The organism is Candidatus Zixiibacteriota bacterium, assembly GCA_020853795.1.
Classification (GTDB): domain Bacteria; phylum Zixibacteria; class MSB-5A5; order CAIYYT01; family CAIYYT01; genus JADJGC01.
Window position 1 is genome coordinate 1 of sequence record JADYYF010000055.1, and the last position, 25358, is coordinate 25358.

The 25358-nt window shown below is 60.5% G+C and carries 24 protein-coding genes; 14 read left to right on the forward strand and 10 right to left on the reverse strand.

What is annotated here, in order from left to right; genetic code table 11:
- The 7 genes from IT585_03945 to hemG form a co-directional block, all read left to right on the forward strand.
- Positions 1 to 616, forward strand: a 616-nt coding sequence (locus IT585_03945) for a uroporphyrinogen-III synthase (GenBank protein ID MCC6962383.1), incomplete at its 5' end; no start/stop codon positions are given.
- Complete coding sequence (hemB, locus tag IT585_03950; protein MCC6962384.1) at positions 617 to 1594, forward strand: porphobilinogen synthase; 978 nt, start codon at positions 617 to 619, stop codon at positions 1592 to 1594.
- Positions 1578 to 2894: a glutamate-1-semialdehyde 2,1-aminomutase gene (gene hemL / locus IT585_03955; protein ID MCC6962385.1), complete on the forward strand. Its 1317-nt coding sequence runs from the start codon at positions 1578 to 1580 to the stop codon at positions 2892 to 2894. The genes hemB and hemL overlap by 17 nt, the downstream gene beginning before the upstream one ends.
- Positions 2885 to 3910, forward strand: a complete 1026-nt coding sequence (locus IT585_03960; protein ID MCC6962386.1) for a uroporphyrinogen decarboxylase — start codon at positions 2885 to 2887, stop codon at positions 3908 to 3910. Before hemL ends, IT585_03960 begins: the two co-directional genes overlap by 10 nt.
- 2 nt (positions 3911 to 3912) lie before the next feature.
- A complete protein-coding gene (gene hemN, locus IT585_03965; GenBank protein MCC6962387.1) occupies positions 3913 to 5310 on the forward strand; it encodes an oxygen-independent coproporphyrinogen III oxidase in 1398 nt (465 codons plus the stop codon).
- 7 nt (positions 5311 to 5317) lie between these two features.
- Positions 5318 to 6271 (forward strand): ferrochelatase, encoded by a 954-nt coding sequence (hemH, locus tag IT585_03970; protein ID MCC6962388.1) that lies wholly within the window; start codon positions 5318 to 5320, stop codon positions 6269 to 6271.
- Positions 6258 to 7631 (forward strand): protoporphyrinogen oxidase, encoded by a 1374-nt coding sequence (gene hemG / locus IT585_03975; GenBank protein ID MCC6962389.1) that lies wholly within the window; start codon positions 6258 to 6260, stop codon positions 7629 to 7631. Before hemH ends, hemG begins: the two co-directional genes overlap by 14 nt.
- Positions 7632 to 7638: 7 nt before the next feature.
- On the opposite strand, the gene IT585_03980 is transcribed toward hemG, so the two are convergent.
- The 3 genes from IT585_03980 to IT585_03990 form a co-directional block, all read right to left on the reverse strand.
- A complete protein-coding gene (locus tag IT585_03980) occupies positions 7639 to 8427 on the reverse strand; it encodes an NADPH-dependent oxidoreductase (GenBank protein MCC6962390.1) in 789 nt (262 codons plus the stop codon).
- Between the two features lie 298 nt (positions 8428 to 8725).
- Positions 8726 to 8887, reverse strand: coding sequence for a hypothetical protein (locus tag IT585_03985; GenBank protein MCC6962391.1), 162 nt, complete (start codon positions 8885 to 8887; stop codon positions 8726 to 8728).
- Positions 8888 to 9097: a hypothetical protein gene (locus IT585_03990; GenBank protein ID MCC6962392.1), complete on the reverse strand. Its 210-nt coding sequence runs from the start codon at positions 9095 to 9097 to the stop codon at positions 8888 to 8890.
- A gap of 326 nt (positions 9098 to 9423) precedes the next feature.
- Between IT585_03990 and IT585_03995 the strand changes: the two genes are divergently transcribed.
- Together IT585_03995 and IT585_04000 are read left to right on the forward strand one after the other, a co-directional pair.
- On the forward strand, positions 9424 to 9807 hold the full coding sequence (locus tag IT585_03995) for a hypothetical protein (protein ID MCC6962393.1): 384 nt from the start codon (positions 9424 to 9426) through the stop codon (positions 9805 to 9807).
- Between the two features lie 115 nt (positions 9808 to 9922).
- A complete protein-coding gene (locus IT585_04000; GenBank protein ID MCC6962394.1) occupies positions 9923 to 11995 on the forward strand; it encodes a von Willebrand factor type A domain-containing protein in 2073 nt (690 codons plus the stop codon).
- A gap of 705 nt (positions 11996 to 12700) precedes the next feature.
- Here IT585_04000 and IT585_04005 read toward each other — a convergent pair.
- From IT585_04005 to IT585_04035, 7 genes are all read right to left on the reverse strand, one after another.
- Positions 12701 to 14173, reverse strand: a complete 1473-nt coding sequence (locus IT585_04005; GenBank protein MCC6962395.1) for a tetratricopeptide repeat protein — start codon at positions 14171 to 14173, stop codon at positions 12701 to 12703.
- 344 nt (positions 14174 to 14517) lie between these two features.
- Positions 14518 to 16323, reverse strand: coding sequence for a DUF4397 domain-containing protein (locus tag IT585_04010; protein ID MCC6962396.1), 1806 nt, complete (start codon positions 16321 to 16323; stop codon positions 14518 to 14520).
- Positions 16324 to 16498: 175 nt separating this feature from the next.
- Complete coding sequence (locus IT585_04015) at positions 16499 to 17065, reverse strand: fasciclin domain-containing protein (protein MCC6962397.1); 567 nt, start codon at positions 17063 to 17065, stop codon at positions 16499 to 16501.
- A 97-nt stretch (positions 17066 to 17162) separates the two neighbouring features.
- Positions 17163 to 17378 (reverse strand): DUF378 domain-containing protein, encoded by a 216-nt coding sequence (locus IT585_04020; protein ID MCC6962398.1) that lies wholly within the window; start codon positions 17376 to 17378, stop codon positions 17163 to 17165.
- A 260-nt stretch (positions 17379 to 17638) separates the two neighbouring features.
- Positions 17639 to 18034, reverse strand: a complete 396-nt coding sequence (gene mscL, locus IT585_04025) for a large-conductance mechanosensitive channel protein MscL (protein ID MCC6962399.1) — start codon at positions 18032 to 18034, stop codon at positions 17639 to 17641.
- A 112-nt stretch (positions 18035 to 18146) separates the two neighbouring features.
- A complete protein-coding gene (locus tag IT585_04030) occupies positions 18147 to 19892 on the reverse strand; it encodes an NAD+ synthase (GenBank protein MCC6962400.1) in 1746 nt (581 codons plus the stop codon).
- Between the two features lie 556 nt (positions 19893 to 20448).
- Positions 20449 to 20811 (reverse strand): hypothetical protein, encoded by a 363-nt coding sequence (locus IT585_04035; protein MCC6962401.1) that lies wholly within the window; start codon positions 20809 to 20811, stop codon positions 20449 to 20451.
- Positions 20812 to 21248: 437 nt separating this feature from the next.
- Here IT585_04035 and IT585_04040 point away from each other — a divergent pair, with 437 nt between their 5' ends.
- From IT585_04040 to IT585_04060, 5 genes are all read left to right on the forward strand, one after another.
- On the forward strand, positions 21249 to 22538 hold the full coding sequence (locus tag IT585_04040) for a queuine tRNA-ribosyltransferase (protein MCC6962402.1): 1290 nt from the start codon (positions 21249 to 21251) through the stop codon (positions 22536 to 22538).
- 21 nt (positions 22539 to 22559) lie between these two features.
- Positions 22560 to 22874: a preprotein translocase subunit YajC gene (yajC, locus tag IT585_04045; GenBank protein MCC6962403.1), complete on the forward strand. Its 315-nt coding sequence runs from the start codon at positions 22560 to 22562 to the stop codon at positions 22872 to 22874.
- Positions 22875 to 22879: 5 nt separating this feature from the next.
- Positions 22880 to 23386 carry a peptide deformylase gene (def, locus tag IT585_04050; protein MCC6962404.1) on the forward strand — a complete coding sequence of 169 codons (507 nt, stop codon included), beginning with the start codon at positions 22880 to 22882 and terminating at the stop codon, positions 23384 to 23386.
- Between the two features lie 14 nt (positions 23387 to 23400).
- Entirely contained in the window at positions 23401 to 24342 is a 942-nt protein-coding gene (locus tag IT585_04055; GenBank protein MCC6962405.1) for a methionyl-tRNA formyltransferase, read from the forward strand.
- A 22-nt stretch (positions 24343 to 24364) separates the two neighbouring features.
- Positions 24365 to 25358, forward strand: a 994-nt coding sequence (locus tag IT585_04060) for an Rne/Rng family ribonuclease (protein MCC6962406.1), incomplete at its 3' end; no start/stop codon positions are given.

A 25358-nucleotide genomic window follows, 5' to 3' on the forward strand; every position in this document is an offset into this window, starting at 1 on the left:
GTTGCCGCTGATGGAGATCGTGCCGTTGCCGTTCGAGTGGCCGCGCGGTCTCGATATCAAGGACATCGACTGGGTATTCTTCACCAGCGCGCAGGGAGTGGCCTCGTTCTTCCTGCGGCTTTCCGAGCTGGACCTGGTGCTGTCCGACAAGACGCGGTTTGCGGTCGTCGGCGCGCGCACCGATACGTCGCTGAAGAAGTGGGAGAAGGAAGCCTCGTTCCAGCCCTCCGATTCTTACGGCCAAACGTTGTTTACCGAATTCATCCAGCATTATCCCGAGAACAGACAGGTGGTTATGTACGCGCGGGCGCGCGACGTCGAGTACGACCCGGCGCCGCTGTTTTTCGGCCGCGGCTATAAGTATTATTCCGTGCCGTGTTACGAATCGGTGGAACGCAACATTGATCCCAAAGTGATTTCGAAAATCAAGCGCAACGACGCGATATTGTTTACCGCCCCGTCGATGGTGCGCGCCTACCAGCGGCAGTTCGGCAATCCGCAGGCGCGGCTGCTGGCGATCGGCAACACCACCGCGGCCGAGATGGAGCGCCAGCGCTGGCGCAATATCGTCGTGTTGAAGCAAGCGGACGTGAACTCCGTGCTGGAGTATCTGTAGGTGGAGCGTTCCTTTCGTCCCCGCCGCCTGCGGCACAATCCGTTAATTCGCGACCTGGTCGCCGAGACGCCGCTCAATCTCAAGGGGATGATTCAGCCCTATTTCGTCACCGACGGCTCCGGCGTGCGGGAAGAGATTGCCGGGATGCCGAACATCCACCGCGAGTCGGTTGACCGCCTGGTCGAGACGATTGCTGCCGACCTGAATCTCGGCATCAACAAGATCATGCTGTTCGGCGTGACCGAGCGCAAGGATCAGTTGGCCTCGACGGCCTGGGATGAAAAGAATCCCGTGATCCGCGCCTGCAAGGAACTCAAGCAAAGATTCGCCGAGTCGCTGTTCATCAGCGCCGATGTTTGTCTCTGCGCCTATACCGACACCGGCCACTGCGGCATCACGATCGACGGCGAGATTGACAACGACAAATCGGTGGCGATCCTGTCGCGTATGGCGGTGGCACTGGCGAAGGCCGGTTGCGACTGCGTCGGGCCCTCCGACATGATGGACGGGCGCATCGCGGCGATCCGGCTGGCGCTGGAGAAGGAAGGGCATTCCAACGAATTGATTCTCGCGTACACGGCGAAGTATGCGTCGACCTATTACGGGCCGTTCCGCGAAGCCGCGCATTCGGCGCCGGGCAAGGGCGACCGCAAGGGTTACCAGATGGATTTCCGCAATCGCCGCGAAGCGCTCAAGGAACTGGAACTGGATGAAGCGGAGGGCGCGGATATCGTGATGGTCAAGCCGGCGCTGGCGTATCTGGATATCATTGCCGACTTCGCCGCCAACACGAGCCTGCCGATCGCGGCCTACAACGTTTCCGGCGAATACACCGCCGTCAAGCTGATGGCGCAGGCGGGAATGGCCGACGAAAAGACGATGACGCTGGAAAATCTGACGGCGATTACGCGCGCGGGCGCCTCGATTATACTGACCTATCATCTCAGGGACATCCTTAAACATGGCTGGCATCTCTAAGGTCGTTTTCGACCACCAAAAGTCGCGCCGCCTGATGGAACTTTCCGCGGAAGTGATTCCGGGCGGCGTCAATTCGCCGGTGCGCGCGTTCCGTTCCGTCAGCGGCACGCCGCGATTCATCGCCAAGGGCGACGGCGCGTTTCTCTACGACGTCGACGGCAACAAGTATCTCGACTTCTGTAATTCCTGGGGGCCGTTGATTCTCGGCCACGGCGATCCGGACGTGGTCGCCGCGGTGAAGGCGCAGGTCGAGAAAGGAATGACCTTCGGCGCCTCGACCGAGCTGGAATACGAGCTGGCGGCGTTCATCGTGAAGACGGTGGAGGCGGTCGAGAAGATCCGCTTCGTCTCCTCCGGGACGGAAGCAGTGATGTCGGCGATCCGGGTGGCGCGTGGATTTACCAAGCGCGATCTGATTTTGAAGTTCGAGGGCTGCTATCACGGCCACAGCGATCATCTGCTGGTCAAGGCCGGTTCGGGGCTGGTGACGTTCGGGCAGCCGTCTTCCGCGGGAGTGCCGGAGGCGATCACGAGTCAGACGGCAGTGTTGCCGCTCGACGATGAGGACGCCCTGCAGGAATTCTTCGCCCAGCACGGCGATGAACTCGCCGCGGTGATCGTCGAGGGCATTCCGGCCAACAACGGCCTGCTGATTCAGCGCCACGATTATATTCGTTTGCTGCGCGCGCTGACGGAGAAGCACGGCGCGCTACTGATCTTCGACGAGGTCATCACCGGCTTCCGACTCGGCATGGGCGGTGCCGCGGCGTACTACGGCATTCGCCCCGACCTGGTCACCTACGGCAAGATCATCGGCGGCGGGATGCCGGTGGGCGCGTTCGGCGGGCGGGCGGAGATTATGGAGATGCTCTCGCCGCTGGGACCGGTCTACCAGGCGGGCACGCTGTCGGGCAACCCGGTGGCGATGGTCGCGGGACTGACGACGCTCAAGAAGCTGGCCGATGGCAGAATTCACGAGCGGTTGGAAGCGATGAATCGCCGCTTCGTAACGCAATTGACGTCCCATCTGCGCGACAGCCAGGTCACGGTCGCGGGGGTCGCCTCGATCTACTGGATTGTGTTCCAACCCGACTTGCCGCGCGCGGCGCATCAGATTTCCAGCGACGGCATCAGTCATTTCAACCGCCTGCATCATCCGATTTTACAGCAAGGGATTTATCTGCCGCCCTCGGGGTACGAAGTCTGCTTCATTTCAGCGGCGCACACCGACGAGCTGCTGGCGCAGGCCGCCGACATCCTCGGCACGGCGATTCAGCGCGAGGCGCATACGTGGGCGTAGCCGACTCGCCGTTCATCAAGGCGTGCTATGGCCGCAATGACGGCGCAATTCCGGTGTGGATCATGCGCCAGGCGGGCCGCTATTTGCCCGAATATCGGCAGGTGCGCAGCAAGGTGTCGTTCCAGGAATTGTGTCGCTCGCCGCGACTGATAGCCGAGGTAGTGCGCCAGCCGGTCGAACGCTTCGGGCTCGATGCTGCGATACTCTTCTCCGACATCCTGACGATGCTCGAACCGATGGGCGCCAAGGTGAGTTTCCCCGACGGCGGCCCGGTGATCGGGCAGCCGATCTCGATGCCGGAAGATGTCGAGCGGTTGCACGCGTGCGATGTGCGGCGGGATTTGGCGTTTGTGCTGGCGGGGATCGACGAAATCAAGCAGCGTCTGCCGCAGACGCCGTTGATCGGTTTTGCCGGCTCGCCGTTTACGCTCTTCTGTTATCTCGTCGAGGGGAAGGGCTCGAAGACTTTCGACAAGGCCAAGATTTTCTTGCAGCGTTATCCTGAGGCGGCGAAGCGACTGATTGACTTGCTTACCGAGTCGGTGGCGAATTACCTCAATGAACAGGTGAGCGCCGGTGCCGACGCCGTGCAGTTGTTCGACAGTTGGGGCGGGATTCTCGCGCACGACGATTATCGCCGCTGGTCGGCGGCGCCGGCAGAACGGATTTTCGCGACGCTGAGATCGCGTCAGGTGCCGCGGATCTTCTTCGTCAACAACGTCGCGCCGTATCTCGATCTGGTTCGGGAAATCAACTGCGAGGTGATTGGCGTGGACTACCGGATCGACCTGGCGACCGCGGCAACGGCGCTGGCCGGCAAATCGGTGCAGGGGAATCTCGATCCGACCGTGTTGTTTAGCGGCCCCGAGGTTGTCGCGGCGCGGACGCAGGATATTCTGCGGAGTTTGACGCGGCACGATAATCTCATCTTCAACCTCGGCCACGGAATCCTGCCGGAGACACCGCTGGCTTCGGTCGAGACGATGATCAAGACCGTCAAGAACTTCCGTTCATAGCCATGACAACCGCTTCTGAGTATACCCGCGTTCCGATCGAGCTGCTGCGCAAATATGACCGTCCCGGACCCCGCTACACCAGCTATCCGACGGTGCCGGTGTGGAGCAACGAGGTCGGGGTGGCGCAATATCGAGAGGCGCTGCAAGCGGCATCGGCGCAGGTGAACACGCCGCTGGCACTCTATTGCCACATTCCGTTTTGTCGCAAGCGCTGTTACTACTGCGGCTGCAATACCGTGGTAACCCAGCATCGCGAGCGGGTGGACAGCTACGTCGCCAACATTACGGCCGAGATTAAGAACACGGCAGCATTGCTCGGTGCGCGCCGACAGGTGAGCCAGTTGCATCTGGGCGGCGGGACGCCGACGTTTCTCGATTGTCGCGGAATGGAAATCGTCTTCAGCGCGGTTGCGGCGCATTTTGAGTTTGCGCCGGGATGCGAGAAGTCGATCGAAGTTGACCCGCGCGTCACGACCGACGAACAACTGGAGTTTCTCGCCAAGTCGGGCTTCAACCGCATCTCGATCGGCACGCAGGACTTTGACCCGAATGTGCAGGAGGCGATCGGGCGGATTCAGTCGTTTGCGGCGGTAGAACACATCATCACCCAGAGCCGCGCGCTGGGGTTTCGCGGTATTAATCTTGATTTGATCTACGGTCTGCCGAAGCAGACGGTCGCATCGTTCGCGGAGACGATCCGGCAGGCGCTGACCTTGCGCCCCGATCGGGTGGCGATGTATTCGTTCGCGTATTTGCCGCAGAGCATGCCGCATCAGTCGGTGATCCATGCGAGTGATCTGCCGGTGACGGAAGTGAAGTATCAGCTATTTGCGACCGCGGTCGAGGAGTTCACCAAAGCGGGGTATCGCCAGATCGGGATAGATCATTTCGCGCTGCCGGAGGACGAGCTGTCGCTGGCGCAGCAGGACGGGCGGCTGCACCGCAATTTCATGGGCTATACGGTGCAGAGCGCGCCGGAGATGATTGGTTTCGGCATGTCGGCGATCGGGTATGTCAATAATGCGTTTTTCCAGAACACTTCCAAGCTGGACAGCTACGAGAAGGCGCTCGCCGAACACGGCTTCGCGGTGTATCGCGGCCTGAACCTGACGCGCGACGATTTGATCCGGCAATATGTCATCAGTCAACTGATGTGCAATTTTCGATTGCATTACCTGGCACTGGAGGAACTGCTTCAGGTTCACTACCAGGACTACTTTGCGACCGAACATCAGCGGCTGGAGCCGTTCGTCGGCGACGGGTTGATGACACACGATGAGTGCGGTTTGCAGATCACGCCGGTGGGCCGCACGTTCGTGCGCAACATCGCGATGACCTTCGACGCCTATCTCGACGAGAACGGCGAATCGAAGGGCGTGCGTTTTTCGCGGACGATTTGAGCGCCGAATGAACGATCGTCTCGCCGTCATCTTGCTTGCGATGGGCGGACCCGCCACGACGGCGGAGATCCCCGAGTACCTGTTCAACATTTTCTCCGATCGTAACATCATTCGCTTGCCGGGGGGCACACTTCTGCAGAAGCCGTTTGCGCGGATGATCTCCCGGCGCCGCACGCCGGAGGTGACGCACAATTACAGTCGCATCGGCGGCGGCTCGCCACTGCTGAAGTGGACCGAAGCGCAGGCGCGGCTGATCGAACAGGAATTGCGCCGTGATTTCGCGCAGGTGCAGTGCTACGCGGGGATGCGCTATTCGCGGCCGACGATCGACTCGGCGATTGTCGCGGCGGTGGAGGCAGGTTTCCGCAAGCTCGTGTTGCTGCCGCTTTATCCGCAATTCAGCAAAGCCACGACGGGTTCGTCGTTTACGGTGGCGCGGGAGAGTTTGCGGCGGTATCCCGAGGTTGCGGCAATCGAGATTCGTGATTTTCACGACGCCCCGGGCTATACTGCGCTGCTGCGCGAATACATCACGAACCATATCCGTCCCGACGAAACGCTGCTCTTTTCGGCGCACTCGCTGCCGCAAAAATTCGTCGACGAGGGCGACCCCTATGTCGACCAGATTCGCCGCACGGCCGAACTTGCTGCCGGCGGACGGGAGCATTTCGTCGCGTTTCAGAGCCGCACCGGTCCGGTGAAGTGGGTTGGGCCTGACACGATCGATGAAGTGAAGCGGCTATTGAGTGAGCGGCGCGGCGGGCTGTTCATCGTGCCGATTGCGTTTGTCTGCGATCATATCGAGACGCTGTTTGAGATCGACTTGCAGCTCCCCGAAATCGTCGGCGCCGAGTTCGGGCGCCGCCTGCGCCGCATGCCGATGTTTAACGACGATCAGCGGTTCGGTGCGGTGCTGGCGGAGATTGTGCGGAAGGCAGTGAGTGCTCATGGCCAAAGTTGACGTCCTCATCGCGGGCGGCGGCATCTCCGGCCTGGCAACACTGCATCTTCTGCGCCGCAACAAGCCGCAGTTGACCGTGCGTCTGCTTGAGGCGGACATCCGCCTTGGGGGGACGATCGGCACCGATCAGATCGACGGCTACAGCTTCGACTGGGGGCCCAACGGATTTCTTGATCGCGAGCCACTGACGCTGCAGTTGTGCGACGAGCTGGGATTGAAGGAGCGGCTCGAGCGCGCGAATGAGAGCGTGAATGCGCGTTTCATTTTGCGCGGCGGACGATTGCGGCCGGTGCCGATGTCGCCGCCGAAGTTCCTGATGAGCAGCATCCTCAGTTGGCGGGGCAAATTCCGGTTGGCGCTCGAACCGTGGGCCAAACCGCGACCCGACGGCGTTGATGAATCGGTGTACGACTTTGTCGCGCGGCGCATCGGGCAGGAGGCGGCTGATTATCTGGTGCAGCCGATGGTCTCCGGCGTTTACGGCGGTGTCGCCAAGCGATTGTCGCTGCAGTCATGTTTCCCGATCATGCGCGAGATGGAGGATCAATACGGTTCGCTGATCAAGGCGCTGTTTGCGAAGGCGCGGGCGGCGCGCGCTTCGGGAAAGAAAGCGGGCGGCCCGGGTGGGCCGGGCGGCTGGCTGACGTCGTTTTTCGGTGGACTGTATCCAGTCATCGAACGCTTTGCCGAGTTGTACAGCGATCAGATCACCTGCGGCGTCGGTGTCAAGTCGGTGCGGCGCGACAACGGCGAGCTGCGCGTGGAACTCAGCGACGGTGCTGTCGAGACGTGTCGGCATCTGGTGCTGGCGACGCCGTCCTATGCCGCGGCGCAGATCGTCGGCGAACTGTCACAGCCGCTGGCGGAAGCGCTCGGCAAGATCCCCTACGCGCCGATCGCGGTGGTTTGTCTCGGATATGATGCAGCGCAGGTGCGAAATTCGGTCGACGGGTTCGGATTCTTGGTGCCGCAGAAGGAGCAGCGCCGGATTCTCGGCGCGATCTGGACGTCGTCGATTTTCGCCAAGCGCGCGCCCGCGGGCAAGATTCAGTTCCGCACGATGGTCGGCGGCGACGGCGACCATGAATCGATCAAGCTGACTGACGACGAACTGCTAAACGTGACGAGCTCTGATCTGGGCGAGATCATGCGCATCACCGGTGCGCCGGAGACGATCAAGATTTATCGCTGGCAGTACGGCATCCCGCAATACCGCGTGGGGCATCGCGCGATCATGGATGTCGTGGAGCGGGAGCTGGCGGCGCTGCCGCAGTTGCATCTGGCCAGCAACGCCTACTACGGCATCGGCCTCAATGATTGCGTCAAGCAGGCGCATCGCGTCGTCGAGAAGATCTCTTAGGCGCCCTCTACTCTAAACCGATCTTTCGCTCTGCCAGAAATTCCCTCATGTGTACCCGCAATGATGCCGGATTGGTGGTGGCGGCGCGGCGGGCGGTGTGTTCGGTCCAGCTATAGTCCGCAGCAGGGGTTTCGCGGCCGTCGGGCGCGGCGATGATGCGGTTGGGGCCGTCGTACAGCCCGGTGGCCTTGATCGTGCGGTCGTATTCGGCCAGCAGCGCTTCGAGGCCGGCGTCGTTGTATTCCTCGCGGTGGATGACAACTGGCTCCGGCAGCCGCGGCTTGACCATCGGTTGTTGATCGGGGTAGCCGAGGCACATGCCGACCAGCGGGAACACGCGCTCGGGGAGTCTGAGCAACGTGCTGACCGGTGCGGGATTGTTGCGGATTGCGCCGATCAGGCAGATGCCGAGACCGGAGGCCTCCGCCGCGACGACGATATTCTGCGCCACGAGCGCGGTGTCGACCGTCGCCACGAGCAGCATCTCGATGTAACGGTCGCTGAATTTGTAGCCGCGCAATTGGCAGACGCGCTCAAGGCGGCGCAGATCGGGACAAAGCGCGAGAAACACCGGGCATTGCGCGACCCAGGCCTGTTTGCCGCAGTACTCGGCCAGCTGGGTTTTCTTCGCCTGGTCGGTGACGACGATGATCGAGTAGGATTGTAGATTGGAGGAGGTCGGCGCTTGCCGGGCGGCATCGAGGATGCGCTGCAGCAGTTCCTCCGGCACCGGATCGGGTTTGTAGCGCCGGATCGAGCGGTGCGATTTCAGCAGGGAGAAGATGTCGTTGGTCATGGGGAGAAGATAGTGGATTCGGTGAAGGCGGGGAGTGATTTGTTGAGGGTAGAGAGATGTTGTTGTGGGCGTGCACCCTCACCCCCGGCCCCTCTCCCAGGAGGAGAGGGGGGACGGCGTTTCTGCGCAGCAGCGAGGCACCGGCAACTCGTGGGGACGGGGTTTGTCCCCATCCGCGGTGGGGGGCGGAAGCACGTCAGGATCGCAGGGATCCTGACCTACGAAGGGCGGCACGGAATTGTGGAAGGACACACCGCGTCTCGATTGGAGGAAAGCGGTAGAGGGAGCGGCGGCGTGCTTACGCCACGGCGAAGACGATGGCGGTATAGCCGAGGGCGACGGCGAGCGAGAGGCCGATCATGCGGTGGGCTTTGCCGCGGAGTTGGTGGGCTTCGTCCTGATCGCTGATAGTTTCCAAGCCGTTATCGAGATCGCGCTGACCGCGCGTCGCGAGCAGCACTCAGGTTTTTTCGCGCGCCTGCAGCAGCGCCAGCACGGCGACGAAGGCCGAAAGGAAAAGCGCGATGTACCAGCCGCGGCTGACGTCGTAAACTTTAAGGGCGAGGAACACGAAGATGGTCGTAACAAATGCGGCCAGCGAGACAAGCTCGCGCTTGCGGCAGGCTCGTGCGCCGATATTGCTGAGCGATTTCGATAGGAATGGGGTCATGGGCACCTCCCCGTGAACATCGGCAAACTCGTCGATCGGCGCGCAATCGGCAAGCCCAATTTTCCGATTAAACGCTTCCGCGGATTACCGCGTCGAGACTATGGAAGCGACCCACGCGCTTCGTTGCGACAATCGAGCTATTTGAACTGAGGAAATGGGAAGTATCCGTGAATTCGGGGGGCAATTCACGGAAAAGATGTCTATTGCGGGAGGCCGGGATGCGCTGGTGTGGCGTTATCGCGCTCGTGTGTTTGCTGGGCTGCTGTCTGCGCTCCAGTTCCGTTGCAGATGCGACTGGCGCGGGGTGTATTGCGGGGAAAGTGCGTGTGCTCAAGACGAACGAGTCCGTACCGTTCGCCCTGATCAGCATCGACTCAATACCGGTGGCGCAGGCCGATTCGATCGGAGAGTTCCACATCCACGGTGTCGCGCCGGGATTGTATGCGATCTGCGCGCAGGAAGACGGGTTCGTTCTTCGCACCCTTGATTCAGTGTTAGTGACGGCCGATAGCTGCACTTGTGTCGATCTCCACATGGAGCCGGAAGTCATTGAAGTTGATGGCATCCCGATCAGTATAACGCCAAGCGACTTGTTGCACATCGTCGATACACAAGCGCAGCGACAGCTGACGTCGGAGACGATCAGGAATTTGCCGGCCGCCACGATCTACGACATTCTGCGCCAGCGGGGAGGTGTGGTCGTTCGCTGAGTAACCCCTGAGAATTCAACGACAAGTGAATTTCACCGCCAGATGGGGAATAAGCTCGGGCGCGAGCTGTACTGAAGACAAGGAAGAACGATCAACCGGAAAAACGGAGGAACCCATGAAACGCTTCCTTTTGACCGCTGCAATCGCAGCCCTCTGGCTACTGGCGGTGGTAGCCTCCCAGGTCCTGTCGGGCGAAACCGGCAAAATCCGCGGCAAGATCATCAACCTCAAGACCAAGGCGCCGATTCCGTTTGCCGTCGTGCAGATCGACTCCACCACGATGGGCGCGCAGGCGGATGTCAACGGCGAGTATCTGATCATCAACGTCCCGCCGGGCAAGTATCGCATCTGCGCCCGATTCGTCGGCTATGCCACAACCTGCGTGTCCGAACTGACGGTCACGGCGAACGCCACGACCACGCAGGATTTCAGCCTCAACGAGTCGGTGGTTGAGACCCAAGCTCAGATCGTCACGGCCGAGCGCGATCTGCTCAAACTGGCGGAAACCGCCAATCTGCGGCAGATCACTCCGGAAGAGATCAAGAACATGCCGGTGCAGACGGTTCAGGATGTGTTGAAGGCGCAAGCAGGAGTGGTTGACGGCAAGAATGAAGCCCACAAACGCGGCGGCAAAGACCTGGTGTACTACCTCCCGCCGCCGTCGATCGCGATCGGCGGCTGCTACGGGCCGGCGCACGGTGGTACCACGCCCCCCAACGGCGAGGATGTCGATGCGATGTTCTTCAAGGCGTACGGCGTCAATCCGTTTATCGATACCGAGGACGATCATCTCTCGACGTTTGCGATCGACTGCGACAACGCATCCTACACGATGGCGCGCGCCTATCTCAACGACGGCAACCTGCCGCCGGAGGAAGCGATTCGCGTCGAGGAATTCGTGAACAATTTCAAGTACAATTATCGCTTCCCGCACAAACGCGCGTTTGACGTTGACATGGAATCCGCGCCGTCGCGCTTCGGCAAGAACTATCAGCTTCTGAAAATCGGTATCGTCGGCAAGAAGATCGATCCGGCGCATCGTCTTGACGCCAATCTCGTATTCGTCGTCGATGTCTCCGGCTCCATGGATCGCGAAAACCGTCTCGGCCTGGTGCGCCGCAGTCTGCGGATGCTGGTCGACCAGTTGACGCCGCGCGACCGGGTCGGCATCGTGGTGTACGGATCGAATGCCTGGGTCGTGCTGGAACCGACCTCAATCAAGAATTCAGAAGAGATCATCAACGCGATCGAGAGACTCTATCCCAGCGGCTCAACTTATGCTGAAGCCGGGATCAAGCTCGGGTATCAGATGGCGGACCGGATGTTCGAGCGGGGCAAGATCAACCGCGTGATCCTGTGCTCGGACGGCGTCGCCAACGTCGGCCAGACCGGCGCCGAGGAGATTCTCAAGTCGATCAAGCAGTATGCGGACAAGGGGATCACGCTCTCGTCGATCGGATTCGGCATGGGCAACTATAACGACGTCCTGCTGGAGAAGCTGGGCGACAAGGGCAACGGCCACTACGCCTACGTCGATACCTGGGAGGATGCGCGCCGGGTGTTTCTGGAGAATCTGACCGGCACGTTGCAGGTGATCGCGCGCGACGTGAAGATCCAGGTCGATTTCAATCCACAGGTGGTTGAGCGCTATCGTCTGCTCGGCTACGAGAACCGTGACGTCGCCGATGAGAAGTTCCGCGACGATAAGGAAGATGGCGGCGAAATCGGGTCCGGCCATACCGTGACTGCGCTCTATGAGATCAAGCTCAAGAACGAAGCTCCGCGCGGTGAGATCGGCACGATCTTCGTGCGCTACAAGGATCCGGACAACTTCGGTGTTTCCGAAATCGCCGAGCTGATCGACCGCGGCATCTTCCAGACCTCGTTCGATCATGCGTCCGTCGATTTCCGGCTGGCGGCCGCGGCAGCGGAGTTCGCCGAGATCATGCGCGGGTCGTACTGGGCCAAGGGGAGCAACCTGGGCGATGTGCTGGCAGTGGTGCGCGCGCTGGATCGCGACCGGAGTGAAGATCGCTGGCGCGACGACGAGGGCAGGACCGAAGAGTACCAGCCGCGCAACGACGATCAGTTGATTGAATTCATGGATATGATTGCCAAGGCGGATCGGCTGCGGCAGGAGCGCGAACGCCGCCTGTCGCCGGAGCCGTTCGGCATGCAAGGTGAATAACCATCCCGTTCGCCTTACCCAGCGGGCGGATTGTGCGCTCAGGCAAAGCGGGCTTCACCTGGCGGTGAAACAAAGGGGCAAGCTGTAGAGGCGGGTCGAAGGACCCGCCTCTGCGATTGTGGGAGATGTCGAATTGCCGCGGGCGGTCTTGACTGACGAAGCCGAGAGATTGCCTCGTTGCGGCGGATCGGGTACTTGCGAGACTTGATGCGGAGCGATCAAGCGACACACCCCGTCTCGAGCCCGCTTGATGGGAGGCAGGAGTGGAGTTTCGACTTGCAGAGGAATAATTAGAGTCGAGAAAGTTAAGAAGCGGGCTCGATCCACCCCTCTCAAGAGGGGAATTGACTGTGGATGCTATGGGATCGACATGAGGGGAATTGCGGGTCGATTCCTTGTGCCCGACCGGAGATGATTTGTGGGCGGTGTGTTTGCGGGCGACGGCAGAGTTGTAGGTAGGTCTCCGGGCGCGGCTGGCGGGTGTTTCGTAGAATGGTGGCGGAGACCTGCCGATTTTTTTGGCGTGAGAATATGAGCCGACTGAAGTCGGCCCCACGGGAACGGGAGCTGAAGGGAGAATATGAACCGACCAAGGCTATGGATCCGAATAGAGTCGGCCCCACGGGAACGCTGTCGGCGCCACAGATCGTAGCGCCAGACAGCGGCGGAAGTCTTGTTCCAAGCGTTCTGGAGCGCCGAAGTCGGCTATACACCCCCGGCTTTGGTCGCGACGCGGCGGCGCGCCAACGATTGGTTCAGGCTGTTGACCAAGTTGTAGTCGGCTGCCTTCCGGAAAAATTCCTGTGCCATCGCCGTGTCGCCCAGGCCGCGATAGGTCTCCGCCAGCAGGCAGAGGTTGTAGGGATTCTGCAGATTACTTTTCTCGATAGCAGCGAGCGCAGCATCCCACTTCTGCTCCTGCAGCGCGATCAGCGCCGCCAATTGTTGTCCCAGCCAGATCTGGAAACGATTCTTGTTCGCATCCGCCTGCGTTTGGTACTTCGCGAAATTGTCCTTTGCGGTCGCCAAATCGCCCTTGGCCAGCGCGACCCGGCCAGCATCATAAAGGGAATTAAGGTGCACCAGCGCTATGAGTTGCTCGGAGTTGTTTTCGGCTTTGGCCTGCAGATCGACCGTCTCCTGGAAGCGCTTCAAGGCATCGTCGGCCCTGCCCATTTCCAGAAACACGTTGCCCATCAGATTGACATCGCCCGACATTGCGGCAAAGTCATTCTTCGCGGCGGCCACGTCATACATTTTCTGCAGCATTTGCAGCGCCAGTTCGTAGTTGCCCTCATCAACCGCCGAAATCGCCATGCCGGCATAGGCGGCGCGGCGTTGACCGTCATTTTCGGCTTGGTCGAAGAATTGCTGCAGTTTCTCGCGTGCCTCTGCATGCCGTCCGAGGAAGTTCAAATTGCTGGCGATGCCGAAGTACGACGGCGGGAAAGTCGACTGCACTTTCAGCGCCCGTTCATATTGGGCGATCGATTCCTCGAAGCGGCCCAGTTTCATCAGAAGCTCGGCATAAGAGTCGTAAGGATTCGGGTCGTCGGGAATCAGCGCGATATATTTCTTGAAAGCGGCTTCTGCCTCCGCCATGCGCTCGTTGAAACGGTAGCTGTAGCCCAGTTGGTTGTAGACCGGGGAGAAGTTCGAGTCGATCGCGACCGCCTGCTGGTAATGGGTGATCGCCTCGGGCCAGCGCTGCAGGCCGAAGTAGTAGTTGCCGAGCAGCATCTGGACTCTCTCGTCGTTGGGGCGCAGGGTCGCCAACTGTGTCAGTGCCTGTTCCTGTGCGGGCAGGTCGCTGTTGACCTGAGCGGCAAACGCCTGAATCATCAGTTGTTCCGCCTCGGTGGCGTATGTGGCGGCTTTGCGGGCCTTATCCAGATTCGCGAAGAACTCACCGGCGCCGGGTGAAACCTGCGCCAACAGCAGGTAGCCCTGCGCGAACTGGCTGTCCTGCTCGACCGCGCGCTTGAGCAAAGCGAGTGCTTCGACACCGCGCAGCCTTTCACTGAAATCGCGCGCCTGCACGAACTGCTCGCGCGCCTTCTCCGATTTTGTGGTGATCGGAACTTTGCCGTCATCGACGGGCGTAGAACTACATCCGGCCATCAGCGCCAGCGCGGCAAGAATCGCGCTAGTCCGGCGTACGACTTGAACAATCTGCATCGGTGTCTCCTTAGGAAATCCCCGGGCGCAACTGCGCCGTGCGTTCGTGTTATCGCTTACCGATATTCGGATAGACGCCCCTCGACTCACCCTGTTTAATCCAACGTGACGGCGGCGCCGGAGTTGCATCAAATCTTCGCCGCGGCGGGTGTGACGGCCGGGCGCAAGCGAATTCGCTAAGGGGTCATGACGAAGGCAGGTGTGGATGGTGACGATGATCCTCCAGCCGGAAACAGCACGGGCGCCGCTGCTGTTGCCGCGACGCCCGTGCGTTGAATCAGACTGCGCCTGCGCCAGCCGCAGCTCGGTCGGCTGCGCGGCGGCGGAGTCTGCCGGAACTGCGGTTACTTCATCAGCACCATTTTCCGCTGTTCGCTGAAGCCGTCGGTCTGCAGGCGATAGAAGTAGATGCCCGAGGCCATATTGGCAGCGTCAAAGGTCACCTGGTGCGGACCCGCCGGAAGCGGACCATCCACCAACCGCGCCACTTCCTGGCCGATGACGTTGTAGACGGTCAGCGTCACAGGCGCGGCATTCGGTAGCGCGAAGGAGATGGTCGTGGTCGGGTTGAACGGATTCGGATAGTTCTGATTCAGAGCGAAATCCGAGGGCAGCACGGCCGCCTGACGTTCGAACTGCTCGATCCGGGCCTCCGTCAGTTCGGTTTCGTCGTCGATTGTCACCATCGGGCTAGGGCTGACCGCCGGAAGCGCCACCACCACGCCGTTGGGGAGCGCGGCGTAGAGGCCGAAGGCGGGGCCGTTATTGTTGGTTGCCGGATTGAGGAAGCCGGAGGCAAAGACCACGGCCGCGCCGCCGCGCAGGCCGGTCAGGTCGGCCTGATAAGCCGCCACCACCGACGTGCTGTTGCCCGGCGTAACGCTAAGCGTATATTCCTTGGCAAAGAGCGACTTGTAGGCAGAGAATTGGCCGTAGCTCAGATCGTTGACGGCGCGATAGTTGAATGGGCCGATCTTGGCGTAGACATCGACTGTCGGCGCGTCGGTGGCACCGTGGAAGACGATCACGTTGACGCCGAAATTCAACCAGGCCTTTTCACGAATGCCGTCGACGGCAAAAAGGTTGAAGCCGATATTAGCGCCGTCCGGGTTGGCGGCAAAGCCGGGGCCGATGACGCCGTTGGCGATGGCGACGTAAGTCTTGCCGTCTTCGAGTGTCACCGGGATGGTGGCGATCGCCTGGGCTGACGAGGTGCTGTTGCCGGGCGCGACCTGGATATTCAGAGTCACGTTGGCAGGCACGGTGCGGAACTCGGTGGCTTCGCGGAAGGCGAAATCGTTCTCAAACAGTGCGTCATTGACGTAGATGTCGACCACGCTCGCGGCCGGATCGGCGGCATTGTGAATGACCTGCAGACGCGCGGTTGGCGTGACCGGCGTCAAGGCCGCCACGGTGCCGTTGGGGAGCGCGGCGAACAAGCCGAAGGCCGGGCCGTTGTTGTTGGCGGCCGGGTTGAGGAAGCCGGAAGCGAAGACGACGGCCGAACCGCCGCGCAGGCCGGTCAGGTCGATCTCAAAGGTCGCCACGACGGTGTTGGGATCATTGCCGGGGGTGACGTCGAAGGTCTGCTTGCGCGCCAGCAGCGAACGGTAGTTGCTGAACTCACCGTAGCTCAGGTCGTCGAAGAGCGGCAGTCTGCCGATCAGGCGCGAGCGGATGTCCACAGTCGGAGCGTCGGTCGCACCGTGCAGCGCGATCACATCAACAAACGGACTGCGCTGCGCCTTCTCGCGGATACCATCCTTGGCGAAGAGTTGGAAGCTGATCGGCAGGCCGTCCGGATTGGCGGCGAAACCGCCGCCGACCACACCGTTGGCGACGGCAACGTAGGTCCGGTTGGCGCTCAGGGTAACCGGAATGACGGCGATAGCTTCAGCCGCAGAGGAGGAATTCCCCGGCGCTACCTGAATGTTCAACGTCACGCCGGCGGGAACTGTGCGGAACTCGGTGGCTTCGCGGAAGGCGAAGTCGTTCTCAAAGAGGTTGTTGTTCACGTAGATGTCGACCACGGCGGCGGCCGGATCGGCGGCGTTGTGGATGACCTGCAGGCGCGCGCTCCCGCTCTGGGCGGCGGCGGTGACGGTCATCAGGGCGAGAAGCCCGATTATCATGTTCTTAAGTCTGGTCATTGTCAGTTTGCTCCTGTTTTGTTTGCGGGCAACGTTCGAGGCCCGGCAGTACCTTCAGTTGTATTCGTGTCTATCGTGAATCGCGACCGGTAGAGCCGGGACACTGACGGTTGCAAGAAGTGACATGGGTCGCTGGAAACTCCGCCGAGTGTCCCGTTCGTTCCGGTTTTGTTGGTTACGACTTCTTCTCATCCTTGGGCAGAATGACAGTGTCGATCACGTGAATCACGCCGTTGGTCGTCATGACATCGGTCTTGACCACCTTGGCGTTGTCGATCATCACGCCGTCCGCTCCAACCGTGACTTTGGCGCTCTGGCCGTTGACGGTCTTGGCTTCGCGCAGCTTGACGACATCGGCGGCGGTCACCTTGCCGGGAACCACGTGGTAGGTGAGAATGGCGGCGAGCTTGGCCTTATCCTTGAGCAGCGCTTCCACCGTGCCCTTGGGCAGCTTGGCAAAGGCCTCGTCGGTCGGCGCAAACACCGTAAACGGACCGGCGCCTTTCAAGGTCTCGACCAGACCGGCGGCCTGCACAGCAGCAACCAAAGTGTTGAAGCTGCCGGCAGCGACTGCCGTCTCGACGATATCCATTGGCTTCTGGGTAGCGCTCGCGGCCACCACTGTACTTGCCTTCTGGGTCTCCGCGCCGGTTTTGCCGGCGCCGCAATTGTCGGCATTGGCGGCGTTTACGGCGAAGAGCAGACCGAGTGCGACGGTAAAACAGCTGAGAGTCTTGTTCATGATTTCCTCCGTTGTTGTCTTAACTGCCAATTTGTTTTCTTGTTAATAGGCGCCGGCCGGCGGTAGTGACCGCCGACCGGTGCGAGAATTGCCAACCTCAGGCTGTGGCCAAGCCCCAGCGACGCTGGATCGCCTTGAAGCCGGCGGCCTGATAGATAGCCGACAGACCGACCAGGACATAGACCGCCTTAGCGAGCATGGTGCCGTCGCCGAGCAAGGTCGCGACCAGGTCGAAGTTCAGTAGACCAACCAAGCCCCAATTCAGGCCGCCCACGATTAGCAGGATGGCCACGATGACGTCGAGTGTTTTCACGGATTTGCTCCTCTCATATAGGTTAGATTTCGTTTAGTTTCTCTCAACGAGCTCTGTGTCTCGATTCTGTCTATTTAACAGGCGACTATTTGCTGGAGTTTTCTTGTCCAACAAATTTTCGTCTATGATTTGTCGATTATTTGTCAACTTGTTGAGATAGTAAAAGAAAACCGGGTGGCCTGGCAGTCACCCGGTTGAATTAACGATAATTTGTCGATTAACTTGGCGCAATCGTGGAGTCCGAATTGCGCTTGTGACCGTTAGCGGCTTTTGAGTGCGTCGCGAATTTCGGTCAGGAGCACTTCGGACTTGGTCGGAGCCGGCGGGGCTGCCGGGGCTTCCTCTTTCTTGCGCTTGAGTGAATTCATACCCTTAATCACCATGAAGATGGCGAAGGCGACGATGAGGAAGTCGACGACGGTTTGGATGAACTTGCCGTAGCCGATCACCACGGCCGGAGCTTCTGCGGTCGCCGCTTTGATGGTAATCGCGAGATTGGAGAAATCGACACCACCCAGCAGCGCGCCGAGCGGCGGCATGATCACATCGCCGACCAGCGACGAGACGATCTTGCCGAACGCCGCGCCGATGATGATACCGACGGCCATGTCGACGACATTGCCGCGCATCGCAAATTCTTTGAATTCCTTGAGCATAAAACTCCTTCCCTCGGAGATTGCGGGTGTAGACTGGTCTGGATCATTCCCAAGCTGCTCGTCCACCGACCATTAAGGGGAAATAATTGAGTTTGAGCAACGGATTGTCAAATCAGAATTTGTTGGTGATCGGCCAGCGGCGGTCTTTGCCGAAGGCGCGCGGGGTGATGCGGGCGCCGGGGGGTGACTGGCGGCGCTTGTATTCGGCGGCGCCAACCATGTGGATCACGCGGTGCACGACGTTGGGGTCGAAGCCGGATTTGACGATTTCTTGCTCGTCAGTGTCGAGTTCGACATAGAGGCGCAAGATCTCGTCGAGGATTTCGTACGGCGGCAGTGAGTCGGTGTCGAGCTGATTGTCTTTCAGCTCCGCGGTCGGCGGACGTTTGATGATTTCGCGGGCGATGGTTTCACGTTTGCGGTTGAGGTGGCGGCTGATCTTGTAGACCAGCGTCTTGGGGATGTCTTTGAGCACCGCGAAGCCGCCGACCATGTCGCCATAAAGCGTAGTGTAGCCGACGGCGGCCTCCGACTTGTTCGAGGTATTGAGCACCAGCGCGCCGAACTTGTTGGAATAGGCCATCAGCAGATTGCCGCGGATACGCGCCTGCAGGTTCTCGCCGGTGAGGCCGGAAGTGCAGTCACCGTAGACGGGATTGAGCAATTCGGCGTAGTCGTCGAAGAGGTCGACGATCGGCAGATCGTCCATTGCAACGCCGAGCAATTGCGCCTGGCGGTCAGCCGCGCGGTGCGACAATTCGGAGGTGAAGCGCGACGGCATGAAGATCAGGTGGACGTTCTTCTTGCCGAGCGCCTCGACGGCCACAGCGCTCGTGAGGGCGGAGTCGATACCGCCCGACATACCGATAACGACGCTCTTGAAGCCGTTCTTGGTGACGTAGTCGCGGGTGGCGAGTACCAAGGCCTGGAAGACTTCTTCCTCTTCGGGAATCCGCCGCGCGACTTTGGGTTTGGCGGGCTTGGACGCTGTCCGGTCGGCGCCGTCGAGTTCGCAGTAGCGGATTGGGAATTGCTGATTGGCGTTGGCGCCGGCGCGTTTAAGCAGGTCGAAAGTGGCGCTGTTGGGTTTGGGGCCTTCGGGGAGATCGACGATCAGCAGTTCTTCCTTGAACAATTCCGCGCGCGCGATCACTTTGCCTTTGGGGTCGATGGCGAGGGAAGCGCCGTCGAAGATCAATTCATCCTGGCCGCCGACCGTGTTGCAGTAGAGGACGTGACAGTGATTGCGGACGGCGCGGTCGCGGAGCATTTCGATGCGTTCCTCGGCCTTGTGCATGTGGTAGGGCGAGGCGGAGATGTTGAGAATGACGCGCGCGCCGAGGGCGGCCTGCTGTTCAGTGATGCCGGGGCAAATCCAGATATCCTCGCAGATGTTGAGGCCGATCAAGGTATGGCGCAGGCGCAGCAGCGGCATCTCGGCGCCCGGCTGGAAGTAGCGTTCCTCGTCGAAGACGCCGTAATTGGGCAGGGCGACTTTCTCGTACGATAGTTGCAGTTTCCGTTTGGCGATGACGGCGGCGGAGTTGAAAACGCTGGTGCCTTCGGAGCCGGCCCAGCCGCAGATGATGGCGGGGCCGCGGCTGCGGGCGATCAGCTGATTCAGGAATTCGTGATTGGCCTCGACGAAGCTGCGGTTGAGGAGCAAATCCTCGGGCGGGTAGCCGCAGAGGGCGAGTTCCGGGAAGGCGACGAGGTCGCATTTGAGTTGGGCGGCGCGCTCGACATAGGCGAGGATTTTTTCGAGGTTGCCGGGGAAGTCCCCGACGGTGGGGTTGATTTGTCCTAAGGCGATGCGCGTAAATGACCTGCTCTTTGAGAATGTGCGTCCGCAATTAATACGCGATTTTTGGGATTGCAAGGGGAATGGGGGGGTGGGTAGGTGAGCTGGCGAAGATCATGTGCACCAACACCCCCGACCCCTCTCCCAAGAGGAGAGGGGAGTTGCGATTCATCGATATAGGCGATGGTGGGATGGAGATTCTTGCTTGTCGAGGTAGGGCTGTCAGGAAAGATATCAGACAGGAATGTCTGACCCACGAGAGGGCTGCGGTGGAGGGGTCAGGTCAGGCGGACGCTATGAAGTTCCCACCCTTCGGGTGGGGTACAGCGAACAGCGTGAAGCACCGGCGGTGGGGCACCGGTGATGGTGGGGCGGACATTCTTGTCTGTCGGGTGTGGTGAAGAGAAAAGTGTCAGACAGGAATGTCTAACCCACTCGGGGGACGGAAGGTCGGCTCACGGAAGACCCACCGCAATCCCTCGTTCCTCAGGACGCTGCGCAGGCGGTGAGGCATCGGTGGGCGGGGATTGTCCCCGGCCGAGTGTTTCACTAAGAGGATCTACGGAGGGCGACCGCGAGGGTCGCCCATACGGGGTGTAGCGGAGTGACGGTTTCAATCGCAGTTGACGACGCCCATCCAGCAGGGAAATTGATCGGCGATGATGCCGACGGCAATCGCATTGATCATCAGCACAAGCGCCACGGCGAGCGCCAGATTGACAGGATGCATGAGCAGTCCCTGACCAGCCCGGAAGGACTTCTGAATCGGCAGCGCGGTGATCAACAGCGCCACGGGCAAGAGCAGCAGGGCGCCGATCGGGATCAATGAGCTGGGCGTTCCATCGGCATTGGATAACATTGGGCCAAGCTGCGGCTGGATGTCCAGGAGAGCGAGCCCAACGATGATTGCGGTCGGGAGGCAGAGCAGCAATGCGATCAGCGCGGCGGTTTTGGGATTGGAGGCGAGCGAACCCATTAGTACCCTTTCTCAGATGCCCCCGAATTGGCTGGAAGTTGTTTCTTCTTATACGCGGTGAGCAAGACAGGAGTTTCCGCAGTGGTGCGAGTCGGCGGGCCGGCGATGGTGGAATGGAGATGCTTGTTTGCCGAGGTAGGGCTGTCAGGAAAGATGTCAGGCAGGAATTTCTAACCTGGCGGAGGGGCTGCGGTGGAGAAGTCGGGTGCAGTGGAGGCGATGGGGTTCGCGGCCTTCGGGTGGGGGACGGCGTGGCTCATGTCCGACTGAAGTCGCACCCACGAAGATCAGTGTCAGGATCGCAGGGATCCTGACCTACGGAGATTGCCGCCAGGAAGGGATTCCTGACGGCGCGGGGGAATGGCCCGATACCGTCCACAACGTTGGGCAAGTTCCGACACTTTGTTATATCAGGCCGATAGGCTATATTCCCTCCCATGAGCGCGGAATTCCAGTTTGCAGTGGTGGCGCGGTCGGGGCGGGCGCGGGCGGGCGTGGTGACCACGGCGCATGGACGGATCGAGACACCGATCTTCATGCCGGTCGGCACGGCGGCTTCGGTGAAGACCCTCGATGCCGACGACCTGCGGTATGTCGGGGCGCAGATCATCCTTGGGAATACCTACCACCTGTTCCTTCGGCCGGGGATCGTGATCATCCGCAATGCCGGCGGGCTGGCGCGCTTCAACGGCTGGCTGGGACCGACTTTGACCGACTCGGGCGGGTATCAGGCGTTCTCGCTGAAGGAACTGCGCAAGATCACCGAAGAGGGGATACATTTCCGGTCGAACATCGACGGGTCGCCGCATCTGTTTACGCCGGAGGTGACGATCGATGTGCAGACGGCGATCGGGGCGGATATTATCATGCCGCTTGATGTTTGTATCGAGTATCCGTGCACGCATGAGGAGGCCGCGCGCGCCGAGCGGATGACGTTGCGGTGGGCGGAACGGTCGAAGGCGCATTGGGAGAAGGTGTGCGAGCAGATACGCAAAGAGATGTCGGGTTTCTCGCGGTCGGGTGCATTGGATGATCCGGAGGTCGGTGGCGCTCGGAACCCGACCTACGGTGGCAGGGCAGGTATCGAGCATCCGAGTGAGGCGGCTGGACGACGCAGGTATGGGCCCGTGGTAGGGAATTTTGCACCGACGCTGTTCGGGATTGTGCAGGGGTCGGTGTATCCCGATCTGCGGGAGCAATCGGCACGGGCGCTGGTGGAGTTAGAATTTCCCGGCTATGCGATCGGCGGGCTGTCGGTCGGGGAGCCGAAGAGCGAGATGTTTCCGATTCTTGAGGCGGTCGACCCGATTCTGCCGGAGCACAAACCGCGCTACCTGATGGGGGTGGGGACGCCGGCAGATTTGGTGCTGGCGGTGGAGCGCGGGATCGACATGTTCGACTGTGTGATGCCGACGCGCAATGCGCGCAATGGGACGGCATTTACGCGGTTTGGGCGGCTGAACGTCAAATTGGCGCAATATTCTGCGGATTACCGGCCGCTCGATGAGGAGTGCGCCTGTCTATGTTGCCGGCACTATAGCCGCTCCTATTTGCGGCATTTGATCAACGTGCAGGAGATTGCGGGCATGCGTCTCTTGACTTTGCATAACCTCTTCTACTATCTTGACTTGATGCGTCGGGCCCGGCAGGCGATCCTGGCGGACGCCTATGGCCGGTTCAAGGAGGCGTTTTTCCGTCTCTATCAGGAGGAGCCCGACGTCGTATAACTTTCCTGGAGGAAGGACTTGATGGATTTATTATTGATGGCAGCCCCGCAGGGTCAAGGTGGATCGGCGGGCGGCGGATTCGTGAGCATGATTTTGATGTTCGGGGCGATCTTCCTGGTGATGTACTTCTTTATGATTCGCCCGCAGCAGAAGCGGCAGAAGGAGCACCAGAAGATGTTGTCGGAGTTGAAGAAGGGCGACCGGGTGCTGACCAACAGCGGGATGTACGGGACGATTTTCGGGTTTTCCGACGACGAGAATAAAATCATCCTGAAAGTTTCCGATGAAGTAAAATTAGAGTTCCACAAGTCGGCCATAGCCAACAAGGTGTCGTGATACGAGTGCCGAAACAAAAGATTGTGATTTACGGGGACGAAGTCCTGCGCACGCAGTGCACCCCGGTGAAAGAGATTACCGCGGAGCTGCGGGAGTTCATCGCGGAGATGTTTGTGGTGCTCAAGCGGGTGAAAGGGTTGGGCTTGTCGGCGCCGCAGGTCGGGCGCACGGAACGCTTTTTCATCCTCGACATGTCGTCAGTATCGCTGGAACACGACCGGGTGGTGATGATCAACCCGGAAATCGTGACGACCTCGGGCGAGCAGTGCGGCGAGGAAGGGTGTTTGTCGTTCCCGGGTTTGTTCTTGGAAGTTACGCGCCCCAGCGAGGTGGTGTGCCGGTATATCGACCTGGACGGCCAGGTGCGAACGGTGCGCGCCGAGGGGCTGTTTGCGCGGGCGATTTTGCACGAAAACGACCATTTGAACGGCGTGTTATTTATTGATCATATAGAACCGGCGGAACGCGAGTTGATTGCCGGGAAGTTGAAAAAAATAAAGGTTTCAGCATAAAAGATTAATTCTGGATGCGGTTGGTTTTCTTCGGTACGCCCAGGTTCGCGCAAGTCGCGCTCGCGCGGCTGCTGCAATCGCGACATCAAGTCGCGGCAGTAGTCACGGCGCCCGATAAACCGAAAGGCCGCGGTCTCAAGCAGGTGCCATCCGAGGTCAAAGAATTTGCCCTCCGCCACCACCTCGAGGTCTTGCAGCCGGAAAAGTTACAGGAAGCAGGGTTTTTGAAACGCTTGATGGACATCGCCGCCGACTTATTTGCGGTGGTGGCGTTTCGGATTCTGCCGGAAAAGCTGTTTTCGCTGCCGGCGCACGGCGCGATCAATCTGCATGCCTCGCTCTTGCCCCGCTACCGGGGCGCGGCGCCGATCGAACGCGCATTGATCGACGGCGCCACCACCACCGGTGTGACGACTTTTCAGATTGCCAAGTCGGTCGACACCGGGGGTATCCTGCTTGCCCGCGAAGTTCCGATCGGGCCGAACGAGACGTATGAAGACCTCTACCCCCGACTGGCGGAGATCGGCGCCGAGGTGTTAGTCGAGACGATCGATCAACTGGAGGCGGGCCGCTTGCGGCCGCTGCCGCAGGATGACGCGCTCGCGACGCCCGCGCCGAAAATCACGCCCGCCGACAGCATCATCGACTGGTCCCGCCCGGCGACCCAAGTGGTCAATCAGATTCGCGGCCTGGCCGGATCGGCGGATGCTTACACCGGACTCGACGGCAAACGGCTGAAGATTTTGCGTGCCGAGCCGTCGGCCGCAGCGAACGGCCTGCATCCGCCCGGCGAAATCATCGCGGCCGACCGTCACAGCGGTCTGGTGGTCGCGGCCGGAGCGGGAACAGTGCGATTGCTGGAAGTCTGTCTCGAGGGGAAGAAGCGCATGGATGTGCGCGCGTTTTTGAACGGCGTGCATCCGGCCCCGGGTACCGTCCTGACCGCCGCATCCTGACAACCGTCAGGAGCAGTAACAAGTGAAGAAAGAAATCATCGTCAACGTCGGCGAGCACGAGACCCGTGTCGCCGTGACCGAAGACGACAAGCTGGTCGAGCTGCACGTCGAGCGCGCCGACGACAAGCGCATGGTCGGCGACATGTACAAGGGCCGGGTGACCGGCATTGTCCAGGGGATGCAGGCGGCGTTTGTCGACATCGCGATGGAAAAGGCGGCGTTCCTGCACATCTCCGACATCGGGCTGGAGTCGGAATCGGCGGGACGCTACGACATCGATGCCGACGACGACGAGGTCAACGCCGAGGTGACGCGCAAGCACAAGTACGAAAGTATCGAGTCGATCCTGAGCGTCGGGCAGGAAATCGTGGTGCAGATCATCAAGGAGCCGATCGGCACCAAGGGTCCGCGCGTAACGACCGACCTGTCGCTGCCGGGGCGCTACTCGGTGCTGGCGCCGGGGAGCAACTATATCCGGGTATCGAAGCGGATCACGAATTTCGCCGAGCGGCGGCGCCTACGGCGACTGGTGTACGACGTCAAGCCGGACGGCGTCGGGCTGATCGTCCGCACCGAGGGAGAGGGGCGTACCGAGAAGGAATTTAAGAACGATATCCGCCGGCTGCTGAAGATCTGGTACAAGGTCAAGAAGAAATCGGAGCGAGCGCGGCCGGGAACGCTGCTGCACAAAGAGGAGTCGATGACGGCCTCGGTGCTGCGCGACGTCTTCACGACCGATGTCGACCGGTTGATCATCGACGATAAGGACACTTTCAAGAACGTCGTCAAGTACGTCAAGACGATCGACCCGCAGTTACGCGACCGGGTGGAGCTGTACGATTCGCCGGTGCCGGTGTTCGACACCTACGCCATCGAGCCGGAAATCGATAAGATGCTCGACCGCAAGATTTGGGTGAAGAAGGGGGCGTATATCATCATCGACCACACCGAGGCGCTGACGACGATCGACGTGAACTCGGGGCGGTTTGTCGGCACCAAGAAGGATCCGGAAAACA